Here is a 25,929-nt window from a genome sequence, read left to right on the forward strand (position 1 = left end):
CCCGGACCCCTCTCCCTCGACCCGTTCCCCTCGACCCAGAAGGCGCTATCACTATGTCCAGACTCCGTGTCGGAATCATCGGCCTCGGCGAGGTCGCCCAGGTGGTGCACCTGCCGGTGCTGACCTCGCTGCCGGATCTCTTCGAGGTCCGCTCCGCCTGTGACATCTCGGCCTCGCTCCTGAGCGCTGTCGGAGACCGCTTCGGCATCCCCGGGCGCTACCTCAGCACCTCGGAGATGCTGGCCCAGGAAGAGCTCGACTGCGTGCTGGTGCTGAACAGCGACGAGTTCCATGCGCAGTGCGTCGTGCAGGCTCTCGACGCCGGCGCGCATGTGCTCGTGGAGAAGCCGATGTGTCTGAGCCCCCGCGAGGCCGACGAGATCATCGCTGCCCGTGACCGCTCGGGCAGGACCCTGATGGTCGGTTACATGCGCCGGTTCGCGCCTGCCTTCCTCCAGGCCAAGGAGCGGTTGGAGTCCCTCGGGCGGGTCAACTACGTCCGGGTCCACGACGTCATCGGGCGAAACCAGCTCATCGTCGACCAGACTTCCCACGTCGACCGGCCCACCGACATCCCTGCGGAGCTGGCGGCCGAGCGGGGGGCCCGCGGCGCGGCGTTGGTCAAGGAGGCCGTCGGGGACGTCCCCGCGGAGCTGGCCGGCGCCTACCGGCTGCTGTGCGGACTGGGCAGCCACGACCTGTCAGCCATGCGCGAGCTGCTAGGCCGCCCCAACGCGGTCATCGCTGCTCACCGCAACCAGACGAACGGGTTCATCACCGCGCTCCTGGAGTACGACGGCTTCCTGGTGACGTACGAGACGGGCGTGGACGAGCAGCTGAGGTTCGACGCGCACATCGAGGTGTACGGGGAGACCGCCACCATGCGGGTCCAGTACGACACCCCCTACGTGAGGCACTTCCCCACCCGCCTGTTCCTGGAGGAGACGGCCGGCGACGAGCTGCGGACGACGGTCAGCCGGCCGCACCTCAAGGACCCGTACACGGCCGAGCTGGAGTACTTCCACCACGCGGTCGTCAGCGGGGAGCAGCCGAAGACGAGCGCCGAGGACTTCGTGGAGGACCTGGACCTGTTCGCCGAGATCATCCGCGTCCTGGACAAGTCCTGAGCCGAAGTTGTGTCGAGTCCTGCCGAAGATAAGCGGCGCGCTCCAGTAGCGCGAATCCCTAGCGTTGGCAAGGCACTTCACCCACCAACAGACGAAAGAGGCATCACTGTGACCACCCCCGAGAACGTCGAGTTCTTCCGCGAGAACGGCTACCTCCTCCCGCAGCAGCAGCTGTTCGCCCCCGACCAGCTGGCCAAGCTGCAGGGCATCTTCGAGGAGCACCTGGCAGAGAAGGGCGACAAGCTCTCCGACGAGCTGGACACCCCCCACTTCCGCGACCAGCGGCTCCTGGAGTTCCTCCTGTCCGACGAGGTCCTCGACGTCGTCGAGCCGCTCGTGGGCCCGGACATTGCGCTGTGGACCAGCCACTTCATCTCCAAGGAGCCCAAGGTCGGACGCGCCACTCCCTGGCACGAGGACTCCGCGTTCTGGAACGGCCGGCTCAGCGAGTACGACCGCATCGTGACCGTATGGCTGGCTCTCAGCCCGAGCACCCGGGAGAACGGGTGCATGCGCGTCATCCCGGGCACGCACCACAACGGCTTCTCGGAGTACCAGCCCACCGACATGACGACCCAGACGTTCCACGCCGAGATCGTGCATGTCGACGAGGACAAGGCGGTCGACTTCGAGCTGCAGCCCGGCGAGTTCTCGCTCCACGACGGTCGGATCGTCCACGGCGCACTGCCCAACACCAGCGAGATCCGCCGCACCGGCTACACCATGCGGTACTTCCCCGCCTCGGTGAAGGTCCTTCCGGTGGAGGCCAACGAGGGCTGGAAGCTGTGGCTCGCCCGGGGTCGTGACACTGCCGGCAACACGTACGAGAACGACTGACCCGAGCCAGCCGGCATCCCGTCCAGCCAGCGTTTGACCGCCCGCCCCTTGCGCCCCGACCTGTCGAACAGAGGAGACCCTCCGTGAAGCTCGGCTTCCTGACCGCCTGCCTGCCAGGCATGGACCTACCCGGCGTCGCCGCGTGGGCTGGGGCCCAGGGCTACCAGGGGCTGGAGGTCGCCGCCTGGCCGGCGGGCGCGGGACAGGAGGGCCCCTGCCATCTCGACGTGCGGAACCTGACGTCCGGCCAGGCGCAGGACGTGCGGGGAGTGCTCGACGGCGCGGGGCTGGAGATCTCGGCCATCGCTTACTACGACAACAACCTGCACGCGGACAGGCGTCGTCGTGAGGCGAACCACCGGCACCTGCGAGCCTGCGTCGACGCGGCCCAGCTGCTCGGGTGTCCCTACGTCGGCACGTTCGTCGGGCGGGACGTCGGCTCGACCGTTGCCGAGAACCTGCGCCTCGGCGAGAAGGAGCTACCACCTCTGGTGTCGTACGCCAGGGAGCGGGGGGTCACGCTGGTGGTGGAGAACTGCCCGATGGAGGGGTGGCACCCTGATGGCTACCCCGCCAACCTCGCGTACTCCCCAGAGCTGTGGGAGTGGATGTTCGGACTGGGCCTCGACCTGAACTTCGACCCCTCTCACCTGGTCTGGCTCGGCATCGACCCCGTGGCCGCGGTGTGGGCCGCGGAAGGCCACATCCGCCATGTGCAGGCCAAGGACGTCCAGATCGAGCCTCAGGGACGAAACCGGTTCGGACTCTTCGGGCAGATGGTCGAGCGGCCCACCGCTTGGAACAGCGGGTGGTGGCGCTACCGCGTGCCCGGTCTGGGCCAGGTGGACTGGGTGGCGCTGGTCGACGCGCTCTACGAGAGCGGGTTCGACGGCTTCATCTCGGTCGAGCACGAGGACCCGGTGTGGTCCGGCACCCCGGTGAAGGTGCGACAGGGGCTCACCGTGGCCCACCGCACTCTGAGCCCTCTGCTGGTGGGGTGAACGCGAGACCACGTCGTGCCGCACCAACCCTGACATCACCATCCCCCAGGACTCCAGGTCCGAACGAAAGGCGAAGAAGCACTGATGGAACGCGGAGTCTACTTCGATGCATGGTTCCCCCGGCAGCACTGCTACCACCCGAGCCTGCCGCCCCGCCGGCTGCGGATGGTCGACGACCTCGTCGACTACCGCGCGACCGTGCTGGTCTGGGCGTCGCTGGGTGGCGGCTCGCTGTCGCTGCCGTACCTGGAGCAGGAGGCCTTCGGCACGGTCGACGCCCGCAGCCGCTTCTACGGCTTCGTCAACGACAGCGAGTTCATCGACGAGTGCCACAAGCACGGCATCAAGGTCTTCGGGGTCGTCTTCGAGGCTCAGGGCTGGGAGTTCCCCGTCGAGCTGAACGACGAGGAGGACACGGTGCTGGCCCTCAACGAGCTGCGCGGCGTAGGTCGGCGTGACTGGCTGGGCCTGCGCGAGTTCTCCGGCAACCGCTACCCCAAGCTGTGGCCGGCCTTCGAGTCGTACTTCCCGGGCGGCCTGGTCAACAGCGACGGCGAGCAGGTCACCGACCTCATCGAGGAGTGCTGTTCCCGCGACATCCACCAGGTGCCCTGCCACGCCCACTGGGTCGAGTGCCCGGATCGGGACCACCAGTGCTTCTACATGGACCGCAACAACCCGGTCTGGCGCGAGTACCTCAAGGCGATCATCCGCATCCAGATCGACGCCGGCGTCGACGGCGTCCAGCTGGACGAGGCGGAGCTGCCGTTGGGTGCCATGCAGTACGGCGCGTGCTTCTGCAAGGACTGCATGAAGGGCTTCCGGGCCTATCTCCAGGAGCAGGACCCCGCCACCCGGGCAGCGGAGCTCACGGGCCTGGACCTCGAGGACTTCCACTACGGGCAGTGGCTTCTCGAGCAGGGCTACGACTTCAAGAGCAACCGGGAGACCACGCCGCTGTTCGGTGACTACTACGCCTTCCAGGCCCAGTCCATCAAGACGTACTTCCGGGAGCTGGCGGACTACATCCGTGAGTACGGCCGCCGGTGTGGCCGGGAGGTGCTGGTCTCAGGCAACTTCTTCAACCTCGACCCGCACTATCTGCCGCTGGCCGAGGACGTCGACCTGGTGATCACGGAGATGCGCAACACGACGTACCGCCAGCCGGAGTGGTACCGCTACGTCGCCGCTTTCGGTCACGAGCAGGACGTGGTCGTCGTGGAGAACCCTTACGGCGGCGTCGTTCCGGAGCTGGTCGAGGACCTCAAGCGAGGCCAGAGCGAGGACCGCTTCCGGGCCTCGCTCTACGAGGGGGCGGCGTTCGGTGCGAACATGACCGTTCCGTACGGCGCCTGGATGGGCAGCCGGATCGAGGACGCCTTCTACGCCCCGCACGACGTCGCAGCGCAGGTCCAGGCCTTCCTCGCGGACCATGAGGCGTTGTTCAGCAGGACGACGTACAACAGCGTCGCCGTGGTGTACAGCGTGGAGAGCAACCGGCCGCTCATCGCCCAGGCGGACAGCAGCGACAACGTCCACAACGCCCGCGACGAGAGCGTGACCGTCCCCTACCGAACGCTGACCGCCCAGCTCGCCGCCGCGGCGGTGCCGTTCGACGTCGTGATCTTCCCCGATGCCGCCACGGCCACCGACCGGGTCGGCGCCCACCAGATCCACGGCTATGCCACGGTCGTCCTGCCGCACTGCACGCACCTCACGCAGGCGCAGGCGGCTGAGCTGTTGCGCTACCTGGACGAGGGTGGGTGCCTCGTGGTCGTGGGCGACCTGGGCGTCAACCTGCCGGAGAGCACGAGCCGAGCCCTGGTGGGGCACCCCCACACGCGCCGCGTCAGCGCCCTGGACCAGGCGACGCTTGACAGCGTGCTGCCGCTGGGCCGCCAGGCCGTGGTGCACGGCGCGGACGACGTCTCCGCCAACATCCACCGGCTCGAGGACGGCTCGGCTGCGGTGCACCTGCTCAGCTACGCCTACGACGACGACCTCGACCGTGCGACGGTGAGGTATGACGTCACCGTCACCGTCCAGCTGCCCGTGCCCGACCCGGTCGTGACCCTCTTCACGAGCGACGGGAAGGTCGCGGAGGTAGAGGTCGAGAGCACCGAGTCGGGCCATCTCGTTCGGCTGGCCGAGCTCGGGCTGTACTCCGTGCTGAGGTTCACCCCGCGTGACGAGGCGCCCGGCACCGACCCCACGACAAGGAGCCAGGCATGAAGAAGGCCCTCCTCACCGGAGAACGCAGGTTCGAGATCGTCGACGCCCCGGTGCCCGACGTGGGCCCCGACGAGGTGCTCGTCCGAGTTGCTGCCTGCGGGGTCTGCGCGTCGGAGCTCGACATGTGGTCAGGGGTGGCCGGGGCGACCTTCCCGATGGCGCCCGGGCACGAGGCGACGGGCACCGTCGAGGCTCTGGGCTCCGAGGTGGTCGGGCTGCGCGTCGGGGAGGCCGTGGCCGTATGGGTGACAACCGGAGGTTTCGGCGAGTTCGTGGCGGTGAAGGAGGCCTACTGTCACCCCGTGGGGGACATCCCTCTGACACTTGCCCTCGGTGAGCCCGTCGCGTGCGCGGTCAACGCCGTGGACCTGGCCCGCGTGCGCCTCGGCGATGAGGTGCTCGTGGTCGGCGGTGGCTTCATGGGCAACCTCGTCCAGGAGCTGGTCGCCCTCAGCGGCGCCAGCCGGGTCATCGTCGCTGACACCCGCCAGGATGCCCTTGAGCGTGCTCGCACCCTCGGCGCGGACCGGGTGGTCGACGTGACGCGGGAGCCCATCGTCGACGTGGTCTCAGACCTGACGGGCGGCAAGGGCGTCGACATCTCGTTCGAGGTCACCGGGGTCCAGCAGCCCTTGAGCTGGCTGGGGGACGTCACGCGCATGAGCGGCAAGATCGCCATTGCGGGGTACCACCAGGGCCCGCCCCGGTCGCTGCCGTTGGCCCAGTGGAACTACATGGCTTTCGACATCGTGAACTGTCACTTCCGCGAGGTCAGCGTCATCAACGAGGGCATCGCCCGAGGCATGAGGCTGCTCTCGTCGGGGCGGTTGTCCATGGAGCCACTGGTGACGCACTTCTTCGACCTGGAGGACATCGACAAGGCGTTCCAGACGCTCGAGGACAAGCCGGAGGGGTTCGTCAAGGCCAACGTTCTCATCGGCGCAGCGGGCGAGCGGTAGCGGCCCGCGGTGCTGCCTCCGGTGGACCGGTACACCGCCGCGAGCTTGGACGCGCCTTCCGGCCGGCTCCTGGCCCTTCGCCAGGAGGTAGTCGATACGGGCGTCCACTGGCACGACTTCTACGAGCTTGTCTTCGTGGTCAGCGGCACGGCGACGCACACGGTCGGCGGCACGACGCGGTCACTGTCCCGCGGGAGCGCCTTCATGCTCACTCCCGCAGACTTCCACCGAGTCGTGGCCGACCCCCACGACCCGCTCGTCTGCCACAACATCGTCATCCAGCCGACGACACTGGAGGCCTGTCTGGCGGAGGCTCTGCCGGCGGGCCAGCCGTGGCCCTCGTGGGTAACGGACGACCTGGTGGTCGCGGAGGCGGACTTCGAGCGCCTCTGGCGGGAGACCAACCAACCCCGCTGGGGTTCCCCCGTGCTGGCCGGTTCGCTGCTGAGATGCATCCTCGTCGAGTTCGCCCGGCGGTGCCCGGACGCGACGCCGGGCACCATACCCAGGGTGAGCGCCACGGACACGGCGCTGGCCGCGGCCGTCACGTACCTCGAACACCACTTCAGGGAGCCGCTGACGCTGGCCGAGGTGGCAGCACGGGCGCACCTGTCGGCCAACTACTTCAGTGAGTGCTTCACGAGCCTGGTCGGCGTGTCCTTCCAGTCCTACCTGCAACGGTTGCGGCTCCGCTTTGCGGAGTCCCTGTTGACCTCCACCACCCTCAGTGTCACGGAGGTGGCGGCGGCAGCCGGGTTCAACACCCCGTCCCATTTCGGTCGTGCGTATCGCAAGTGGTACGGCGTGGCCCCGTCCCACACCCGGTCGCCGGTCCGCGCCTCGAGCGTGGTCGCCGCGCGCCCGCGCAGGGAAGGCACCCGGGGAGCGGCGTGACCGCCATACCCGCCGCGGGGTGGCTCGGTACCATGACTGGGACGTGCCGGGCGCGGACAAGGGAGGTTGCTCGGTGGCTGAGCCGACGACACCGGCCCGCACCGACCCCCGGGTCACCATTGCCGAGGTCGCTGCCGCTGCGGGGGTGAGCCCGTCCACCGTCTCCAACGTGCTCTCAGGGAACCGCGGTGTCGGTCTTGCGCTGCGTGCTCGGGTCGAACGGGCCGTGCAGGAGCTCGGGTACCGGCCCAACCACGTCGCCCAGAACCTTCGGACCCGTCGCTCGCTCATGGTGGCGGTGGTCGTGCCGGACCTGACCAACGAGTACTACAGCGTGCTGACCCGAGGGCTGGCCGACACGCTGGAGCACGCCGGTTACGGCACGTACGTCTGCAACACCGATGGGCTGTCGCACCGGGAGACCAAGTTCCTCCAGGACGCCCAGGACCGGGGGGCGGACGGCGTGGTGATGGCGCCGTTGTCAGGCACCTCGACGGCCTTGGCGCCGGTCCGGCACGACCGGCCGTTCGTCTGCGTCGGGGACTACCCGGAGCTGCATGACGTCGACCGTGTCGTCACTCTGGAGCAGGAGGGTTCGTATGCCGCGACCGCTCACCTCGTGTCCCGGGGCGCCGCGCTTGTGGCCATGATCCGGGGACCCGAGCGGTCGGCGCCCGGGCGGTTGGCCGGCTTCAGGCAGGCACTCGCCGACGCGGGCCGACCCTTCGACAACGCGCTGGTGGTCGACGGCGGCTGGAGCCGTGAGGGTGGAAGCCGCGCCATGCAGGAGCTTCTCGACCGCGACCCGCGCATCGACGGGGTCTTCTGCGCCAACGACCTCATGGCGTTGGGCGCCTTGGCTTCCCTACGGGCACGCGGCATCAGGGTGCCCGGCGACGCCCGGCTTGTCGGCTTCGACGACATCGACGCCGCAAGCCTGGTGTCCCCCGCCCTGACGACGGTGACCAACCCCGCCTACGAGACGGGACGGCAGGCGGCGCTCCTGCTGTTGAGCCGGATGTGGGGTGACTACGAGGGAGCCGCACGCACCGTCGTCCTTCCGTGCGAGCTGGTCCTGCGCGAGTCGTCCTGAGACGGGCGCTGCTCCTGCTGCTCTAGACCAGTGGCCCGGCGATGCGGTCCATGAACAGGCAGTGGAAGGCGTCCACATCGACGGTCGTGGCGATCTCGCAGTTCGCCGCAGGGGCAGGGTCGCCCGTCAGCAGGTCGGCCACCGCCACTCCTCGGGTGATGGCGCTGGCCGCCTCGACGCTGACGTGGGCCGGCTGCCAGCCGACGAGGTCGGGATGGGCCACCACCACCACGGCCAGGGGGTCGTGCAACGGGCAGCTGCCGCGGTCGGCGACCGCACCGGGCTGGGTGCGCTCGCAGTGGGTGATCCACGCGTCCGTGGCCTCGCCCGCATATCGGCGGAACGCGTCCTCGCCGCTGCCCATCTCGCGTGCGTCGTCCCGAGTCAGGCGCACCTGCATCGTCACGTCGAGGCCCACCAGACGCACAGGCGCCCCACTGGCCAGCACGATCTGAGCCGCGTGGGGGTCGACCCAGAAGTTGAACTCCCCTGGCATGGCGCCCACGTTGGTGTGCCGGAGGTAGGCACCGCCCATGACGACGATGCGCTTGACGGCGTGGACGAGCTCCGGCCGGAGCGTGAGGGCCAGCGCGACGTTCGTCAGGGGTCCGACGGCCACGATGGTCACCTCGCCGGGGCTGTGCATCACATGGTCGGCCAGCGCGATGGCGGCGTGCGGCTGTCCATCTTCCTCGGGCGCTGCGAGGACGGAGCGCCGCGGGCGCTGGGGGAAGGGCAGCAGGGGCGCCGCGGCCCCACGTGCCACGGCGAGGTCGGGGTGACCCAACAGGCGCAGCAGCCGGCGCGACAGCATCGTGGCCGTGTCGACATCGGTGTTCCCGTTGACCGTCGTGACCAGCTCGAGGCGCAGCTCGGGCTCGGCGACGGCCAACGCCAGGGCGAACCCGTCGTCGATGTCGCTGCCCGGGGCGCCCATGGCCAGGTCGGTGTCGAGAATGATGCGTTCCACTGGTGCTCCTCAGGCGCAGGGACGGTCTAGCGGCTCGCCCAGAGCAGACCGCGCTCAGTCAGGGTGCGAACCTGCGGCACGTCCAGGTCCGTGGGGGAGTGGCCGATCGTCGACACGAACACCCTGCCGAGACCCCACTGGCGGGTCCAGACGGTGGGGAACACCATGTCCTGGTTCCACTCAGCGCCGTCGCCACCGAGGATGCGCGTGGTGGCCAGCACGTCGTTCATGGCGTCGGTGAGGATCCAGTACTGCTCGGTCCTCTGCTGCCAGCAGTCGAGACCGGCCACGATGGGGTGCTCTGACCGCTCCGAGCGGACCGTCACCTCATGGTCGACGATGCCACCAGGGTGCGTCGCGAACTGGCCGCCGGTGAGCTGCAGGTACTCCGCCGAAGAGCGGAACGCGTCCACGATGCCCCCGTGCCACCCTGCCAGTCCGGTCCCGGCGGCGACCGCCTTCCGCAGCCCATCCACCTGTTCGTCGGTGATCTCGCCCATCGTCCAGCACTGGACGACGAGGTCCGTGGCGTCGAGCTGGTCGGCGTCGAGGTAGCTGTCGAGAGTCTCGCTCACCTCGACGGCGTACCCCTTGCTCTTCAGGAACGGGATGAACCGCTCGGTGCTCTCTGCGGGGTGGTGACCCTCCCAGCCGCCACGCACGACGAGGCAACGGCGTTCAGGGGCAAGGGACATCGGCGTCTCCACTTCCGGGTGCAATTTGTTTGACGGTAATACTAAGTGAGGTGCCGGTGGTGTCAAGGACAATGTGAGCGCAGGGACTGCCGGGCTAGGGGAGCCAGGCGGCAGGGTGAGCCAGCACGGCGGACAGCTCCCGGAGGGCGGCGCCGGTTGCACCCGGCGCGGGATCGTCGCTGGCAGTATGGATCGTCGGGCTGACCCAGCGGGCAGAGAGCGTCCTCGAGCGCAGCTGCACCTCTAGTCCGGGGGCCAGGACGTCGGCGATCTGTCCAAGGTCCCCACCGAGCACGATGTCCGGGATGTCGAGGACGTTCACCACGCCGGCGAGCGCGATGCCCAAGGCCTTCACCGCCCGCGAGACTGCTCGTTCAGCGCGCCGTCCGCCAGACCTCGCGGCGTCGCGCAGCTCTGCGGGCGTGCTGCCAGGCGGCAGGCCGGCGGCGGCCAGCAGGGCCCGGCGGCCGGCATACTGCTCCAGACAGCCGGTCGCGCCACAGGGGCAGACGGGCCCGTCCGGGTCGACGCAGACGTGCCCGATCTCTCCGGCCCACCCGTGCCTGCCCTGCATCACCTGGCCGTCCACGATCGCCGCCCCGCCGATCCCGATCTCCCCCGAGAGGTAGACGAAGTCCCGGAGCGAGCTCGGGCGCCCAGGCGCCATCTCGGCTACGGTCCGCGCCGCGAGGTCCGCCTCGTTCCCGACGTTCAGGGTCAGGCCGGCGATCGCCGCCCGGCGGACCAGGTCTGCTGGTCGCACGTCGGCCCAGCCGAGGTTGGGCGCCAGCAGCAGGCGACCTGTGTCGGCCGAGACGATGCCCGGGAGTGCGAGTCCGGCGCCGACCAGGCGGACGTCACCGGGCACCTCCTTGAGGGCCTGGGTGCTCAGCGCGGCCAAGCGGGTCAAGGTGGGCGCGGGCTCGCTCGACACGAGATCGGCGTACTCGACGCGCTCTGCGACCACTGTGCCTCGGAGGTCGACCACGCGTGCGGCGAGATAGGTCGCGTTGACCTGTAACCCCAGGGCAGCCAGCCCGGCACCCGGCACCAGAGGCGTGGCCGGTCGGCCCCGGCCGGTGGCCTCCGCCTGGCCGAGCTCGGCCAGTACTCCGCCCGCCACCAGGTCGTCGACCAGTCGCGAGACCGTCGACCGGGTCAGCGACGTGCGCCCGGCGACGCCCGCGCGCGAGAGCGCCGTCGGCGACGCGTACACCGTCCGGACAACCAGCCCGAGGTTGCTCTCTCGAAGACTGGACTGCCGGGCGCTGGTGGACTGCGGATCCGAGGGCGTGCGGCTTGGGGGCAGGTGGTTCGAGGCGGTGGTCGGCACGGGCGTCGGCACCTCTTGACTCTAGCGCAGCGAGGCCATTATGTTTTGTAGAACAACAAAATCTCGACAAGGAGTGACCGTGGTGCGCCAGCCGACCCCCGAAGACAAGTTCTCGTTCGGCCTCTGGACGGTGGGGTGGACCGGCATCGACCCGTTCGGATCCGCCAGCCGTCCCAGCCTTGACCCGTGGGAGTACGCCGAGCGGCTCGCCGACCTCGGCGCCTGGGGCGTCACCTTCCACGACAACGACGTCTTCCCGTTCGACGCGGACGCGGCGACGAAGGAGAAGATCGTCGACCGGTTCCAGGAGGCCACCGAACAGGCTGGTCTGGTCATCGAGATGGTCACGACGAACACGTTCAGCCACCCCGTGTTCAAGGACGGTGGGCTGACGTCCAACGACCGGAGCGTGCGCCGGTTCGGTCTGCGCAAGGTGCTTCGGGCGGTCGACCTGGCGGCAGACATGGGGGCGACCACCTTCGTCATGTGGGGTGGGCGAGAGGGGAGCGAGTATGACGGCTCCAAGGACGTCTTCGCCGCCATGGAGCGGTACAAGGAGGGCCTGGACACCGTCGCGGGGTACATCAAGTCCCATGGTTATGACCTTCGGATCGCGCTGGAGCCCAAGCCGAACGAGCCCCGCGGCGACATCTTCCTGCCTACCGCGGGACATGCTCTGGCGCTGATCGCCGAGCTCGAGCACGGGGACATCGTGGGGCTCAACCCGGAGACCGGCCACGAGCAGATGGCGAACCTCAACTACACCCACGGGCTGGGACAGGCGCTCTGGAGTGGGAAGCTGTTCCACATCGACCTCAACGGCCAGCGTGGGCTGAAGTACGACCAGGACCTGGTCTTCGGCCACGGCGACCTCATCTCGGCCTTCTTCACCGTCGACCTCCTCGAGAACGGGTTCCCGGGCTACCCGGACGGTCCTTCGTACACCGGTCCGAAGCACTTCGACTACAAGCCCTCGCGCACCGAGCATATGGACGGCGTGTGGGAGTCCGCGCGGGCCTGCATGTCGACCTACCTGATGCTCGCCGAGAAGGCCAAGGCCTTCCGTGCCGATCCGCGGGTCCAGGAGGCCATGACGTACTCGGGGGTCTTCGACCTCGCGCTGCCCACGCTCTCGGAGGGAGAGACCGTCGAGGACCTGCTTGCCACGGACGACGGCTTCGACCCGGACCGGGCGGCGGAGCGCGACTACGGCTTCGTCCGGCTCCAACAGCTCGCCCTCGAGCACCTGATCGGCTGAGCGGCAGCCATGGACCTCGTGGCGGGCATCGACTCCTCGACGCAGTCCTGCAAGGTTGTCATCCGGGAGGCCGCGTCCGGCCGGCTGGTCCGCCAAGGCAGGGCTCAGCATCCGGAGGGCACCGAGGTGGACCCGGAGCTCTGGTGGGACGCGTTGCGGGAGGCAGTGGCGCAGGCAGGGGGGCTGGACGACGTCGCGGCCGTGGCGGTCGCTGGACAGCAGCACGGGATGGTCTGTCTCGATGCGGGCGGCGCGGTCATCCGGCCTGCGCTGCTCTGGAACGACACTCGGTCGGCGCAGGCGGCCACCGACCTCGTCCTCGAGCTGGGGAGCGGTGACGCGCAGCAGGGCGCGAAACGCTGGGTGGACGCCGTGGGCTCCGTCCCGGTGGCGGCGCTGACCGTCGCGAAACTGCGTTGGCTCGTGGAGCACGAGCCCGACCACGCGGAAGCCGTTGCGGCCGTGGCACTGCCGCACGACTGGCTGACGTGGCGTCTCAGCGGCGCGACGTCACTGGACACCCTCGTGACGGACCGCTCCGACGCCTCGGGGACGGGTTACTTCGACGCGGTGGAGAACGAGTACCGGTATGACCTGCTCGGCCTGGCGCTGCGACGCGACCCGGACCGCGCACGGCAGGTGGTGCTTCCGCGGGTGGCCGCTCCGCACGAGGTGGCGGCCACCGGTGACCCGGCCCTCGGCTACGGGCATGTGCGGCTGGGGCCGGGATGTGGCGACAACGCCGGGGCCGCGCTCGGGCTCCTGCTGCGCCCTGGCGACACGTCCGTGTCCCTGGGCACCTCAGGCGTCGTGGCTTCCGTGTCGGAGAACGGAACTGCGGACCCGTCGGGCCTGGTAGCCGGGTTCGCGGATGCCACTGGTCATTACCTTCCACTGGCCTGCACGCTGAACGCGTCGCGGGTGCTCGACGCGACGGCAAGGGTACTGGGCGTCGACCACGAGGAGCTGAGCGAGCTCGCGCTGGCCGCCGAGCCGGGCGCGCACGGGCTCGTGCATGTTCCCTACCTCGAGGGGGAGCGCACGCCGAACCTGCCCACGGCCACTGGGTCCCTGCACGGAATGACGCTCGCGTCGATGACGAGGCAGAACGTCGCTCGCGCGGCGGTGGAGGGCATGCTGTGCCTGATGGCCGACGGCATCGAGGCGGTACGGCGACAGGGGGCCAGCGTCGACCGCGTGACCTTGGTGGGCGGGGCTGCCCGGTCCACCGCCGTGCGCGCAGTCGCCCCCGCGGTGCTCGGCGTCCCGGTCATGGTGCCGGCCCCTGGGGAGTACGTCGCGGACGGAGCCGCTCGTCAGGCAGCCTGGGTGTTGTGCCAGGGCGCAGAGCCGCCCCAGTGGTCCTCGGGTGAGAGCGAGCTCCATACCGCTGAGCCGACCCCGGAGGTCCTGGAGCGTTACCACGCGGCGGCTTCGTTGATCTCCTGAACGTTCCGCATGGCCGTTCGAGGCCCGCCGCAGAGCTGGCTCGCCGGTGGGCCACCTGTCCGTCGCCATCAAGCACTCGCTCGTTGACGTCCCTCTCGCATCGTGGGAGCGTCGGTCCATGATCCGGCAGGACCGGGCTTGCCCGGCGCCGCACCCCTCCCCCGCTGCGGACTGCTGCCCCACGTGACCGTGAGCAGCGCTCTGTCCCCCGACCCCGCGACGCAGGAACAGCTGCAGGCGGTGGAGGGGGCTGTCGCACCCATCGACTGGTACTTCCTGACCCTGTTCAACTTCCAACCCGACGTCGAGGTGCCCTGGGAGGGGTCGTCGCAGCCCTTCGTCTTCCATCTTGCCGACATCGCGCCCGCCTTGGCGTCGACCGTCGCGGTCGCGCAGCAGCACATCGTCGGCTGGCTGCAGTCTCCGGGCCCTGAGCACCCAGAGCCCGGTGTTCGCGACGCCCTGCAGTCGGGGCTGTTCAACAGCTACGTCAATACCGCCCACTCGTTCACCAGTACCGCCGACCTGGTCCAAGGGCTGCTCAGCGCGGTGTCCGCGTCCGGCGCCACCGAACAGCAGCTGGCGCAGGCCAGCTCGCAGTTCGCCACCCTGCAGAACCTGGTCGACGGTGCGGTGACGGAGGTCGGCGCTGCACAGGCGGCTTTCGCGGACTTCGCCCAGATCATCCTGGCGGACGTGGCTGCCCTCGATGCGGGAGCAGGCTCCGTGCAGGCGGCCACCGACGGTTTCAGTGAGTGGTTCCAGAACGAGCTCGCGCACCTGCAGTCCTCGCCGCTGACGATCGGCGCCGACCTCAAGCTGCTCCAGGACTACGCGGCCGCGTACCACCAGTCCCTCACCACACTGCAGGCCGAGCTGCAGCAGGGCATAGAGGCCGCTGGACCGGCAGCCGCCGCGATGCCGCAGGTGGCCGAGCAATGGGCGACCCTGCATCAGACCACAGCGCATGTCGCCCAGCAGATCGCCACTGCCTCCGCGCAGTCGTTGACCTCAGACCTCACGCAGCTGGACATCGCCGTGGCGGCCGACGAGTGGGCGAGCATCCAACAGCTGGCACAAGCGGTCCTCACGACCATGGGGGCCTTCCCCGTCCCGCGGCCAGGAGGGCAGTGATGCAGCTCAGCCCGGACGCCAGTGAGGCGTCGAACCTGCTCACGGGAGTCGCGAACACGTGGGCGCGGCTGTTCGCCTATGTGGGCTCGATCCAGTCGGCACAGTTCCAGGACCTTGACCCCGCGCCCGCCTGGCTGGAGCAGGCCCGGGCTGCGCTCGCGGCCAACGTGGCCGCCGGCGAGCAGTGGCTCGATCACGCACCGGCAGCCACTGCCGCCATCGTGTCGCCGTTCCTGAACTACGCGGCAACCTTTCGGGCGTTCCACGCGGGGACTCCCGTGGTGTCGCGGGCGATCGCCGAGCAGCTCGCCGAGGATCTCGGCGGCTTGGTCGACCAGCTTGACGGTGCGCTCGACGCCATCGCATCCGGGCAGGAGGTCATCGAGGGGCTGGCCGGCTCGTGGGCGGACGCGCACCAGCTGATGCTGGCAGCGGCGGCCGCTGCCGCGGCGGCGCACGAGCAGGAGCATGAGGCACTCGACGAGACCGCGGCCAAGATCGCCGAGCTCGAGGAGCGGCTCAGCGGACTGGGCGAGAACATGCGTTCCTCCGACCTGGCAGTCGGGCGCACCTTCACCGAGACCCAGGTCGAGCTCGTGGTCGCCATCGCGATTGGAGAGGTGGAGATCCCCTTCGTGGGCATCGGGCTGGCGGTGCTGTCCGTCCTGATCGACATGGGCGAGATGATCGCGAACAGTCGCGAGATCGACGAGGCCCTGACCGAGCTCTACGAGGCGCTGGTCGCCGAGTCCGCCGAGCTCCAGGCGGTCAGCGCACTGCACACAGTGCTCGCGGTACTCCAGCGGATCGATGACCAGTACCTGCTGGCCGGCCAGCCTGGTCGCGAGCTTCAGCTGCTGTGGGAGGCGGAGCGCGACAAGGTGCAGAGGGTGCAGGAGGGGCTGCGCGCCGGCGCCGACCCGGCACAGATGCCGGATCTGGTGAACCTGTCAGCGGCCGCGCAGGCCTGGGACGCTCTTGCGGCGCTGGCGCAGCGACTGCTGGACCTGCAGACCGTGAGCGGTACGACCATCCGCCTGACTCCGCACCCTGCCGGCGCCTGACCGGCGGTCAATCGAGCTTCCCGAGACCAGAAGAGGAGCAGGTCCATGACAACGACCCCCACCGGTTCGAGCCCGGCGAGCGGTGTCTCATCCGGCGACGCCAAGCAGGCGATCGCGTCGGGCATAGCGAACATGCATATCGTGACGGCGTACGCGCTGGCCGTGCAGCATACCGAGATTCACCCGGCCACCGATCCGGCCCCGGCGTGGTTCGACGCGCTGTCGGCGAACCTCGACGTCGCCAAGGGCCATGCACAGAGGTGGATCGACCTCGTCCCGGAGCTCACCGCGACGATCCCTTCGGCCGTCATCGACTACGGGAGTGAGTTCAAGGCCGCCGCAGACCTGATCCTGGAGCTTCTTCAGCAGGCGCAGGGACTGGCGCCCAACAGCGCTCAGTACAAGGCTTTGGTGACGAAGACCATCGACTACCTGACGGCCCTGCGCGGGGAGCTCACGACGATCGACGGGGCTCTGGACAGCGCTGGCAAGCAGCTCGACGCCTTCCAGGCCGCCGCGGAGGCCGACTTCACCAGTCTTACCGACGGCGTGGACTCCATCCAGACCGCGGAGGCCGGCCTGGCGGTGCAGATCGCCAAGGCGAAGGCCGACATCGAGGTGCTCAACGCGAAGATCGCCTCCGAGAACTCGCTCCTGACCGATTCCCTCATCGGCCTCGGTCTCGGGCTGCTTGTCCTGATCGCTGGGATCGCCCTGGCGGTCGTCACCTTCGGTCTCGGCGTGGTCGTCGCCGTCGGCGGCGGTCTGGTGACGCTGGCGGGAGCCGGCACCGCAACCGCCATGGGGGTGCTCATCAAGCAGCAGCACGAGCAGATCGCACGCGACCAGGTCGACCTGGACAACGAGGGCCGCCAGATCGTGGTCCTCAGTGCGCTGAACACCTCCGTCCAGAACCTGCGCGACCAGAACACCGCCGCGCAGCAGGCCTTGACGCACATCCGGGAAATGTGGACGACGTTCGACAAGACGCTGGAGCACATCGTCGACCTGGTGGGCAAGGCGGAAGACCCGCTCAACACGGTGCTCGACGAGCTGTGGGTCAGGTCTGCGGTCGAGGAATGGACCACCTTGGTGGAGTTCGCGACCGCACTGGAGGGTATGGCCGTGACGCAGCAGAACCAGGGGATGGTGCCGCTGCCGGCCGTCAGCTGAGCATCGGCGATCTCGTCGACAACACGCCCCTGGTGTCTGACGACCTCGTAGGTCGCCCACCATTGGGGCGCCCTGCTGCCACGGCGGGGGTGGCGATTCAAGGCGAGCACCGGGTTGCTGGGGTAACCGACCGTTGCAGGAGAGTGAGCAGGTCGCACCAGGGGGCGATGGGTGCCAGGGTGTGACGATGGCAGAGCGCAACGTCCTGGGCGGCGAGCTGGAACCTTGCGGCACCGAGCCGATGACAGGGTTCTTCCGAGACGGCTGCTGCCGGACCGGGCCTGAGGACCTTGGCAGCCATACCATCTGCGCGGTCGTGACGGCCGGCTTCCTGGAGCACCAGCTCGGCATCGGTAACGACCTGTCGACGCCGCGGCCGGAGTACGCCTTTCCCGGCCTGCAGCCGGGGGACCGCTGGTGCGTGACGGCACTCAACTGGGTGCGGGCCTATCGGGACGACGTGGCTGCACCGGTGGTACTGGCCGCGACGCATGAGGCGGTGCTGCAGATCGTGCCGCTGGCAGTGTTGCAGCAGCACGCGGTCGACGTCCCAGCCGATCCGCGTTCCCTGGAGTGACCCCGATGGACCCGGGCGCCGACGCCGGATTCGGCACGCTTGGCCCGTGACCCCTCACGTGGTCCCCGCGCGCGGACCACGTGCCACGTTGAGGTCACGAACCGAGCGGGCGGCTGCCGCCCCCAGCTCGTGCCCCAGTGGCATCGTCCCGTCGCTCACGTGCTCCTGGGCCGAGCCTCCTGCATCACCATCACCATCTACCGAGTGCAGGATCCCGCTCATCCGGTCTTCTCCACCGGTGGCCAAACGCTCAAGGGGGGCAACATCACCGTCCACTGAACGTGGACACCGGACCCGTGCCGTCGGCGTTGTCCTGCGGGCAGCCCTGACTGACCAGGGAGCTGCTGGTCCTACCGTGCGTCTACGGCATTCACCCCAGAGGGGCGTCCGGAGTGGCGCCTCCGCCTCGACGGTCTCAGCGCCGCGGGTCATACTCGAGGTGGCGGGCGAGGCGGTATAGATCCCAGCGGTGATGCTCTTGGGTGCACGGCGCCCAGGGCTGTTGGCGAGCTAAGTCGGTGGGGTGATGGTCCCCGGGCAGCACGACCGCTCCCGTCCAGCAGCCGTAAGCTGGCGCGGGCCGGACTCTGCTGTTGGTCACGCCCAGCATGGCCGGTTGGGCAGGCCCCCCGTGTGGTTGGGAGGCCGGCGCGGTCACGGCGAGTGCGAGAATCCCGACTACCGCGACCGCCGCAACAACGCTTGTCTTCGCTGCCACGCACAGGAGATGCACTGTCATGGCTTGTCCCTTCATGCGGATGCCCGACGGGGGACGTGAGGCGGCATGCCGGACGTGCGGGTCAGGCCCACCCATCATCGTGACACGGCCCGACCGCAAGGTCCTCGGTCCCATGACGTACGCCGGTCGCCGATGTGGGCGCGCAAAGGGTCCTGAGGCCGCACGAGCCGTTCGGCCAGTCTGAGCCGCCGGGCCGAGTCGGGTTGCGCCGATGGGAAACTACCGGGTGGATCCCTGACTTCGGGGGCGGCTTGGTGGGGCGCCGCCTCCCCACGTTTCGTACTGCCCTCCGAGTGCGCGGCCGCATTGTTGCTCATGAAGGCGGGTGGCTGCCTCGTCCACCTCGACCCATTTTCAGGCGTGCCCTACCCCCGGATACTTGCTGGGGCAACCGGTGTTCAACATGCCCATGCTGGTGAATGGTGGTCGCCAGCGCGCAGGTGTCCGGCGCGAAGGCCTCGGCGAGGCGCCGATACATGACGGGCGCCATGGTCCAACGTGATGATCGCGGCGGCGCGCCTGTGGTCATACGGCCCTTATCTCTCTCCGAGAACGTGCCGGGATGAGGTGCTTAGCCGCCAAGGGCCTGGCACAGGTCCTCCTCGGTCCCCTTCACGCTGGAGGACACGACGCGATCGTCCGCTGCGACGTCGTAGGTGAACTGGCCGTGGATCAGCCACAGACCCACCCGGCCGGTGGCCGGGCTGGGCACCGGCGCGGCGATGAGGTTGGGTCCGGTGCCGCGGGTGGTGTGCGTGCCGTTGGCGTAGTAGGTGATGTGCAGGCTGCCGGGGTAGTTCAGGGCCAGCTGGGTGCCGGTGTCCTCGTTGGTCAGGACGCCGCGGTACTGGGAGGCGATGTCGCTCTCCCGGGATACGCCGGCCGAGGTGGCGTCGAAGGTGAGCACCGTCACTTTGCCGCTTTCCTGCAGCCGCACCGGGAAGGCGCACCAGCCGGTGTACACGTCGTCGGAGCTCACGTCGAAGACGTCCCGACTTGGCTGGGCTGCTTGGGCGGCGGGGATCAGGCAGACCATGGCGGCGGCCGTTGCGGTCGCGGTGGTGGCAATGCGCAATGGGTGAAACATGGCGAGTCCTCATCGTCGGCTGTTCGGGCGGATTGTCGTTGGTGGGCAATTCCAAAGGGTGCGCTTGGGATGGTCGGCGGCGGGGTAGGTATCGGCCATGCGCCCGGCAAGCGGGCGGTGTGAAGCCGACCCCGCGATCAGCCCTGTAGCCCGGGCGTGACGGTGAGGGTTGTCGCGTTGGTCAGGTCGACTGCGGCGCCGAAGACGTCGGTGCCGACGATGCGGAGCATCACGTGGTGGGTGCCTGGGGTCAGCGGGTGCAGGAGTGCGACCCAACCATGAGCGACGGAGAACGCCGGCTGCGCTGGCACGCCGAGGATGTTGTCCGCGGGCAGGTCTAGGGCCAGCAGGCTGGTCTCCACCTGCGTCAGGGGTGTAGGCACACCGTCGAGGGTCAGGGCGATCATGGTGAACCCCTCGTCGGCTGCTCGGGCACACGCCCGTAGTGCAGCCTCGTTGGCTCCGTAGAACGGTGGCGGTTCCAGGGTGCTGCACTCGGAGCTCTCTGCGGTAATGAGGACCGGCGTTCCGGGGCTGACCGTGCAGGCCACCGTTGCCGCGCCCAGCGGCGTGAAGGGGGCCACGATTGCCCCCATGTGCACGCACGGGTCACCGCCTGCGAACGGGTTCTGCGGGGTTGGGGTGTCCAGGACCACCTGCCAGAGGGAGCCGAGGGCATCGCCGACCTTGTGCTCTGGTGCCGCGTCCGCGGGCAGGGCCGTGGATCCAAAGCCGACGGCCAATGTCGTCAGGACGGCGCCCAGCATTCGACGGGCGCGACGCCTGGCCGCATCGTTAGACCCCTGCGCTTTCACAGTGACTGTGATCATGGGTTGTGGTCCTATCGGTGGGACGTCGAAGGCGCAACGGAGTGCTGCGCACAGATCCGCTGCGGAATCGGCCCAGCGAAGGACCTGCCAGACACCGGTAGACCCCTCGTGCGGCCTACAGCGGTGCACCGTTCGCCGACCTTGCTGGTTCAGCTCCTTTGGGTGGCCTGGAGCGAATTTGGCGTCAGTACGCGACGGTCCTCCACGCCGACAGCCCGCACTTCCGCCAGAAGGCGTAGATGCCGCCACGGTGGCTGAAGTCTTCTGCCCTTGATGCCTTGCTGCCTTGGTGCCTTGTAACGGCAATCGGCACTCTTGGACCCCTTGTTGCTTCTCGATCATCGGAGGACAGTTCGATGGGTCGCGTGCGCGACGTGCAGACCGAGTGAACACGAGGTGACGGCCATGTCGTTGCACAGGATCTTGATGGCTGCGACATCCGCCGGGCTGCTTGCAGCCGTGACGATCGGGGCTGAGCCTGCATCGGCTGGGCTGGTCGGTGGCGGTGGGAAGCCGAGTCCACGCGTGTTTGTCGAGTCAGGGCTGCCGGTCACGTTCCCGGCGGGCGCCGCTTGCCCCTTCGCCGTCACGATCTCGGAGGTGCTGAACAACGAGTTCGCGCGTACGTTCCCCAACGGCAACATCCTGGTCACGGGCCAGTTCGTGGTCACCGTGACCAATGATGCGACGGCAAAGAGCGTGGTGCGGGACATTTCCGGTCCCGTGCTGTTCACCAGCGGACCCAGCGGTGAGCAGGTGGCGGTGTTCACCGGGACGTCCCTCTCGCCGGTCTTTGCTGGGCACGACGACACGGGCACGCTGGGTCAGGGTGTCTTCGTCTTCCATGGCCCCGCCGTGTTCACCGACAACCAGCTCACCCGCGTATCAGGGGCGGTCGAGAACCTCTGCGCGACGCTTGCCTGACGTGCCCCGGACACCCTTGCGCGAGGCGCCTCCGGCGCCCACCGGGATGAGGGTGCGGACGCTCGTGAATGGTCTGCCGGTCGGGGCCAGCGCCCCTCAAGTGAGCTCCTCACCGGAGAATGGAGAAGAAGAAATGGCCGTAGCAGAAACCGAACGCACCATTCGGGGATATCTCGATGCGTTGCTCAGTGGCGGTGACTTCGCCGACTTCTTTGCACAGGATGTCGTGTGGACCACGATGGAGACCGGCGAAGAACTCCAGGGTCGCGAGGCAGTGCGTGACTTCATCGTTGCCTTGCACCGAGAGCTTTTCGACGCATCACCCGAGCTGGGGACGTTGACCACGGCCGATGGGGCCGCAGCACTGGAGGCTGTCTTCGTCGGTAAGCACATTGCGGAGTTCGCAGGGATCCCGGCGACCGGCGCCGCCGTGCGACTGCCGTATTCCGTGTCCTACGACCTCTCCGACGACAAGATCACCGCGCTGGGTGCCTATTTCCCCATCTTGGCCCTGGCCCAACAGCTGAGGGATGCAACTGTCCCCGTATAGCGATCACCACGTCGGAATGCAGCGCCAAGACACGCGTCGCGCCTTGCCGCCATTGGTGTCTGGCCTCCACGCCTCGCGCCGGCACCAGGCCGCTCTCGTAGGCATTGCTCGCGTGAGCGGGAACTGGGCATGTGCGGCCCTCGCGCCGGGCTGGGCTCTCGACACAGGGAGGCCGGAGGTCGCCGATGAAGAGCCTCAAGATCACCGTGGTCGGCGCCTGGTGCGCCATCCTCATGTTCCCAACCTTTCTTGTCGGCGGGATCTTGCTGTCCTCTGGCGGCGCGAGTGACCTCCTTGCCCAGACCGGCAAGCCTGGACCGGCATGGCTGGCCGCCGTCGCTTCGGACAGTGGGTTCGCGGCCGGCGCCTGGCTTCTGATCCTGACGGGGTACCTCGTCATGGTCGCGTTCGCGCTGGAGAATCAGATCCGGCCGATCTACTCCGAGCAGTTCTTGGCGGTGGGCCGAACACCTTCGTCGTCGCCCACGAGCTGGCGCACCAGTAGTGCGGCGACAGCCTCGCGTTGTACCGCTGGCGCGACATCTGGCTGCTGGAACTTCACCATCGGCGACCCGGGCAGGACGGACCTGTTCGACGGACGGGTCTACGAGCGCGGCGCGCTGACCTTGCAGGCGCTGCCCATCACCGTCGGGGACCAGGCGTTCTTCAGCATCCTTCGCAACTGGGCCGCAGGGCAGCGCGGTGGCAACGTCACCACCGCGCAGTTCGTGGCGCTGGCGGAGCGGATCTCCGGACAGCAGCCTGATGCACTGTTCCAGGCGTGGCTGTACTCGCCGACCAAGCCGCCGATGCCCGGCGCCGCGGGGACCACCTCGGCGGCGACCGGTTCAGCCGGCGCTGGCTCCAGGCGCGCGCGAACCGCCTTCAGGAGCTCCCGGGCCACAGGGCCGAAACGCGGCGGCGGCTGTACGCCGAGCGCCCCTTGCGCTCGGCCACCTCTGCTTGTGGCCACCTCTGTCAAAGCACCTTTCCTCGAGCAACGTCGCAGCGCTACGGCAATGTGCGGCCCGAAGGGAGGGCCTCAGCCGGCACCGAGGGCATGCCCGAGGCGTCCCGTCATGGCAAGTGCGAACACGGTGTGGTCACCGCTCCAATGTTGATCTCCCTGAAGGTGTCATAAGAGCTGGCGCCATTACCAGGAGCCCCCAGAGAGCGCAGAGGATGGACCAGGTCCGACTGAAGCTTCCCTGGGTTGGGTGCCACGCCCAGGACACGATCCCCAGGTACACAGCGGCCAGGCCAGCGCATGAGCCCATGAGCAGCCGTCCCCGCGGCCACAGGGCTGCTGCCGCCACCAGTCCGAGGAGAGCCACACCGAACGCGCCCTGCACCGAGTAGTGATCGGTACCGACGGTGATGTCCCCGTCGATTAGGTTCTGACGGTTGAGGCTCCACATGGCTATCGCGTAGACCATCCATGGAATCGCCCCGAGCACGAGCGGCACGAGGAGCGGGCTGATCGGCCCGGCTTGCACTGCGGGCCGCCGCGGCAACGGCAGGCCAGCGATGACGACAAGCTCCAGTGCGATGACGAGCGCCCAAAATGCCAGTTGCCACTCCATGGCGACAACCGCCGAGAGAAGGAGAGCAACACCTGCTATAGACAGCTGCCCGACGACGGGAGCAAGGTAAGCCCGGCCTCGTATCGCCACCACCGCGAACGGAACGCCGACGAACAGCGTCATGTATAGGCCCCACCCGGCCTCGAGGACCTGCGGCCACTCAGGGTCCCAAGTGACAGACAGATCGACGACCCCGAACCCCGGGAAGGTCAACCAAGTCACAGCAAAGAATCCAGCGAGAACTCGACGTACGACATCCACAGAGCGCGTGACGGCCCAGGTTGTCACCGTCCCAGCATGCCAGGGCTCCCGCCAGAATGTCTCTCCTCCGTGGTGGTCGCCTCTGTCAGCCGGTGAGGGCCGTCGGCCACGAGTTCGTGGAACGGGTCCGCGACAGCCGCTCGGCGAAGTGGCCGAGGCGACTGCGGAGTGGCAGCGAGCGCTTTGTGGAGCACTTGTCGACGGCGCTCGAAGACAGCTCCACGCCCCCCCACCGCCGGCTACTCTGGCCGCTGCTGTCGACTACCACCCGCTCGGCCACGGTCCTCGTGCGCCCAGCCTCCACGCGCTGCGCGTACGTGGATGGGCTGGTCATACAGAAGTACTGGCGCCATGGTTGATATGGGCGCACAAGCGCGACGGGCCGCATAGCAAGACACCCCTGCCCGGCGGGCACGGAACGTCCGGCTCTGCTTACCGGATCTGCCCCGATGAGCCGGCGTCGCGAAGATGCCCCACCCGCCGACTAACTGGCCCGCGGCTATGGACTCAGCGCTCTGGGACTTTCGCCTCTTATCGGGCCTCCACTGGCTTGGTCAGGCTAGCTGCATGAAGATGATCAGCGAAACGAACGCCTCAACTGCTCCGAGGCGCGGCGGCCCCGCACTCCCGTCCCAGAGCCGCGCCTCCACGCTTGTCGTCGCGATGGGCATCGTCGCCTCCTCGCTGTACGCGCTCGTGGCCGACGACCCATACCGGGGCTTGGCGCACGAGACAGCGCTCGCCGCTGTCGCCCAGGATGTGTTCAGCGTCGTGGTCGCGGCCGTGCTCCTCATTCTGGCGCGCCGCACCTCCGCTCGGGCGCACCTAATCCGGTTGGGACTTCTTGCCTATGTCGCCTACAGCTACACCATCTACTTGATTGGTGTACCGATGAACCGGATCTTCCTCATCTACGTCGTCTTGGTCATCACCTCCGGAGCGTCCTTCCTCTACGGGTTGCTACGACTACGCCCAACAGCATGGCCCCGTGTGGCCAACCGGCGTCTTGAGCGCGGGACCGGATGGATGCTGCTGGTGGTGGCCGGGCTCTTTGCCGGACTGTGGCTCAGCGCGCTGTTGCCCTTCGCGCTGGGCGGTGTAGCACCCCGCCCCCCAGGGCCAGGTGGCGTTGCCTACCCCGTCTACATTCTGGACCTCGTGGTCGTGCTGCCCTGCATCGCCGCGGTTGGTCGACTGCTCCTGCTTCATCGGCCCATCGCCGGACCCCTCGCCACGGTGGCGCTGATCAAGATGGTCACCCTATTCGCAGCGCTCTGGACCGGGGTCGCAGTCACATTTATCGACCACGGTCAGGTGACGCTGAACGCTGACGCGGGACCCAGCCTCCTGCTCCTCCTGATCAGCGTCGTGGTGGCCGGCAAGTGGCTACGGTCCCTATCCCCCGACGAAGGCACCTACATTCGCCCCACTCTTTGGGGCTCGTGATGCCCAGCAGGCCCGAGAGCACTCACAGGCCACGCGATGCGGTCGCTGCGGGTCCTGAGCTTATGCCCCTGGGCCCACCGCTCCGGGACCTTCGCCCCTAGCCGCTGACGACGCTCGCGGGCAGGCTCAACGTAGGAGGTGATGGTGATGTTCACCATTCGAAATATGGGCGGGGTCGCCCTGTTCCTGGCCGGCAGCACTTGGCTGTGGCTCACTCCCATGTTCGCAACTAAGGGAGTGACCACGTCGGGATTCCTCTGGTCGGCCACCCGGGCGTTGAGCCTGCTGGCCATCGTCGGCTTCAGCGTGGCGACCGTAGGGCTATTCGCCCGCCAACCATGGTGGGAGACCACTGCTATCGGCTCCGCAGCGGTTGGCCTACTGGCGCTAGTTCCCTACTGGTTCGCTGGCACGCAAGGGGGTGAAACCACCGGGACCGTGGCCTGGAACGCCTTGGTTCACGTGCTCATGGTTGCAGGCATCACCACGTTGCTTCTCGTGCCGCAGCTGGAGCGCTGGGTCCAACACCAAGTCATGCCTGGATGACAAGCCCGCTCATGCCGCGATCCGCTGCGTTCCCGTCCATCCGCGCCGACCTTCTGGCCCCAATCCGAGATCGCGCACGACCCGGTAGTACCGGCGGCGTTGATGGACGTGGAAGCGTCGCCGGGCCTCGGCCGTGTAGGCGATCCCTCCCCGGCCGGCGAGCCACT

At 68.5% G+C, this 25,929-nt stretch carries 24 protein-coding genes; 18 read left to right on the plus strand and 6 right to left on the minus strand.

The genetic code is table 11. The annotated features are described in order from the left end of the window. The first annotated feature begins 53 nt into the window (after nt 1–53). The 7 genes from PHA84_RS14335 (at nt 54) to PHA84_RS14365 (ending at nt 8,143) form a co-directional block, all read left to right on the plus strand. On the plus strand, nt 54–1,127 hold the full coding sequence (locus PHA84_RS14335) for a Gfo/Idh/MocA family protein (protein WP_270888804.1): 1,074 nt from the start codon (nt 54–56) through the stop codon (nt 1,125–1,127). 108 nt (nt 1,128–1,235) lie between these two features. Further along, a complete protein-coding gene (locus PHA84_RS14340; RefSeq protein ID WP_270888805.1) occupies nt 1,236–1,964 on the plus strand; it encodes a phytanoyl-CoA dioxygenase family protein in 729 nt (242 codons plus the stop codon). Between the two features lie 83 nt (nt 1,965–2,047). Next, complete coding sequence (locus PHA84_RS14345) at nt 2,048–2,965, plus strand: sugar phosphate isomerase/epimerase family protein (protein WP_270888806.1); 918 nt, start codon at nt 2,048–2,050, stop codon at nt 2,963–2,965. Between the two features lie 84 nt (nt 2,966–3,049). Continuing rightward, nucleotides 3,050–5,197 carry a hypothetical protein gene (locus PHA84_RS14350; RefSeq protein WP_270888807.1) on the plus strand — a complete coding sequence of 716 codons (2,148 nt, stop codon included), beginning with the start codon at nt 3,050–3,052 and terminating at the stop codon, nt 5,195–5,197. After that, nucleotides 5,194–6,156, plus strand: a complete 963-nt coding sequence (locus PHA84_RS14355) for an alcohol dehydrogenase catalytic domain-containing protein (protein WP_270888808.1) — start codon at nt 5,194–5,196, stop codon at nt 6,154–6,156. Before PHA84_RS14350 ends, PHA84_RS14355 begins: the two co-directional genes overlap by 4 nt. A gap of 9 nt (nt 6,157–6,165) precedes the next feature. After that, entirely contained in the window at nt 6,166–7,050 is an 885-nt protein-coding gene (locus tag PHA84_RS14360) for an AraC family transcriptional regulator (protein WP_270888809.1), read from the plus strand. A gap of 73 nt (nt 7,051–7,123) precedes the next feature. Beyond that, nucleotides 7,124–8,143, plus strand: coding sequence for a LacI family DNA-binding transcriptional regulator (locus tag PHA84_RS14365; RefSeq protein WP_270888810.1), 1,020 nt, complete (start codon nt 7,124–7,126; stop codon nt 8,141–8,143). Nucleotides 8,144–8,165: 22 nt separating this feature from the next. Here PHA84_RS14365 and PHA84_RS14370 read toward each other — a convergent pair whose 3' ends face one another. From PHA84_RS14370 to PHA84_RS14380, 3 genes are all read right to left on the minus strand, one after another. Then, entirely contained in the window at nt 8,166–9,113 is a 948-nt protein-coding gene (locus PHA84_RS14370) for a nucleoside hydrolase (protein ID WP_270888811.1), read from the minus strand. A 26-nt stretch (nt 9,114–9,139) separates the two neighbouring features. Next, nucleotides 9,140–9,808: a ThuA domain-containing protein gene (locus PHA84_RS14375; RefSeq protein WP_270888812.1), complete on the minus strand. Its 669-nt coding sequence runs from the start codon at nt 9,806–9,808 to the stop codon at nt 9,140–9,142. Nucleotides 9,809–9,902: 94 nt separating this feature from the next. After that, the gene (locus PHA84_RS14380; protein WP_270888813.1) at nt 9,903–11,153 is read right to left on the minus strand and encodes an ROK family protein; all 1,251 of its coding nucleotides are present in this window, start codon (nt 11,151–11,153) and stop codon (nt 9,903–9,905) included. 28 nt (nt 11,154–11,181) lie between these two features. Between PHA84_RS14380 and xylA the strand changes: the two genes are divergently transcribed. The 6 genes from xylA (at nt 11,182) to PHA84_RS14410 (ending at nt 17,796) form a co-directional block, all read left to right on the plus strand. Next, nucleotides 11,182–12,399: a xylose isomerase gene (gene xylA / locus PHA84_RS14385; RefSeq protein WP_442952898.1), complete on the plus strand. Its 1,218-nt coding sequence runs from the start codon at nt 11,182–11,184 to the stop codon at nt 12,397–12,399. A 9-nt stretch (nt 12,400–12,408) separates the two neighbouring features. Beyond that, nucleotides 12,409–13,848, plus strand: coding sequence for a xylulokinase (xylB, locus tag PHA84_RS14390; protein ID WP_270888815.1), 1,440 nt, complete (start codon nt 12,409–12,411; stop codon nt 13,846–13,848). 189 nt (nt 13,849–14,037) lie between these two features. Beyond that, nucleotides 14,038–14,982 carry a hypothetical protein gene (locus PHA84_RS14395; protein ID WP_270888816.1) on the plus strand — a complete coding sequence of 315 codons (945 nt, stop codon included), beginning with the start codon at nt 14,038–14,040 and terminating at the stop codon, nt 14,980–14,982. Next, nucleotides 14,982–16,046 carry a hypothetical protein gene (locus tag PHA84_RS14400; RefSeq protein WP_270888817.1) on the plus strand — a complete coding sequence of 355 codons (1,065 nt, stop codon included), beginning with the start codon at nt 14,982–14,984 and terminating at the stop codon, nt 16,044–16,046. The genes PHA84_RS14395 and PHA84_RS14400 overlap by 1 nt, the downstream gene beginning before the upstream one ends. A 45-nt stretch (nt 16,047–16,091) precedes the next feature. Then, complete coding sequence (locus PHA84_RS14405; RefSeq protein ID WP_270888818.1) at nt 16,092–17,219, plus strand: HBL/NHE enterotoxin family protein; 1,128 nt, start codon at nt 16,092–16,094, stop codon at nt 17,217–17,219. 187 nt (nt 17,220–17,406) lie between these two features. Next, entirely contained in the window at nt 17,407–17,796 is a 390-nt protein-coding gene (locus tag PHA84_RS14410) for a DUF2237 family protein (RefSeq protein WP_270888819.1), read from the plus strand. Nucleotides 17,797–19,106: 1,310 nt separating this feature from the next. Here the strand turns inward: PHA84_RS14410 and PHA84_RS14415 are convergent. Continuing rightward, nucleotides 19,107–19,622, minus strand: a complete 516-nt coding sequence (locus tag PHA84_RS14415) for a hypothetical protein (protein WP_270888820.1) — start codon at nt 19,620–19,622, stop codon at nt 19,107–19,109. Nucleotides 19,623–19,759: 137 nt separating this feature from the next. Beyond that, nucleotides 19,760–20,452: a hypothetical protein gene (locus tag PHA84_RS14420; protein WP_270888821.1), complete on the minus strand. Its 693-nt coding sequence runs from the start codon at nt 20,450–20,452 to the stop codon at nt 19,760–19,762. Nucleotides 20,453–20,878: 426 nt separating this feature from the next. On the opposite strand from PHA84_RS14420, the gene PHA84_RS14425 reads away from it, so the two are divergent. The 3 genes from PHA84_RS14425 (at nt 20,879) to PHA84_RS14435 (ending at nt 23,047) form a co-directional block, all read left to right on the plus strand. Beyond that, nucleotides 20,879–21,376: a hypothetical protein gene (locus tag PHA84_RS14425; RefSeq protein WP_270888822.1), complete on the plus strand. Its 498-nt coding sequence runs from the start codon at nt 20,879–20,881 to the stop codon at nt 21,374–21,376. A 64-nt stretch (nt 21,377–21,440) separates the two neighbouring features. Beyond that, nucleotides 21,441–21,926, plus strand: coding sequence for an ester cyclase (locus PHA84_RS14430; protein WP_270888823.1), 486 nt, complete (start codon nt 21,441–21,443; stop codon nt 21,924–21,926). 185 nt (nt 21,927–22,111) lie between these two features. Further along, nucleotides 22,112–23,047: a hypothetical protein gene (locus tag PHA84_RS14435; protein ID WP_270888824.1), complete on the plus strand. Its 936-nt coding sequence runs from the start codon at nt 22,112–22,114 to the stop codon at nt 23,045–23,047. Here PHA84_RS14435 and PHA84_RS14440 read toward each other — a convergent pair. Further along, nucleotides 23,030–23,797 (minus strand): hypothetical protein, encoded by a 768-nt coding sequence (locus tag PHA84_RS14440; RefSeq protein ID WP_270888825.1) that lies wholly within the window; start codon nt 23,795–23,797, stop codon nt 23,030–23,032. The two genes, PHA84_RS14435 and PHA84_RS14440, sit on opposite strands and share 18 nt — an antisense overlap. Before the next feature lie 540 nt (nt 23,798–24,337). Between PHA84_RS14440 and PHA84_RS14445 the strand changes: the two genes are divergently transcribed. Further along, nucleotides 24,338–25,216, plus strand: coding sequence for a hypothetical protein (locus PHA84_RS14445; RefSeq protein WP_270888826.1), 879 nt, complete (start codon nt 24,338–24,340; stop codon nt 25,214–25,216). 141 nt (nt 25,217–25,357) lie between these two features. Then, entirely contained in the window at nt 25,358–25,762 is a 405-nt protein-coding gene (locus PHA84_RS14450) for a hypothetical protein (RefSeq protein ID WP_270888827.1), read from the plus strand. Nucleotides 25,763–25,929: the final 167 nt, after the last annotated feature.

This window comes from Pedococcus sp. 5OH_020, from assembly GCF_027812955.1.
Classification (GTDB): domain Bacteria; phylum Actinomycetota; class Actinomycetes; order Actinomycetales; family Dermatophilaceae; genus Pedococcus.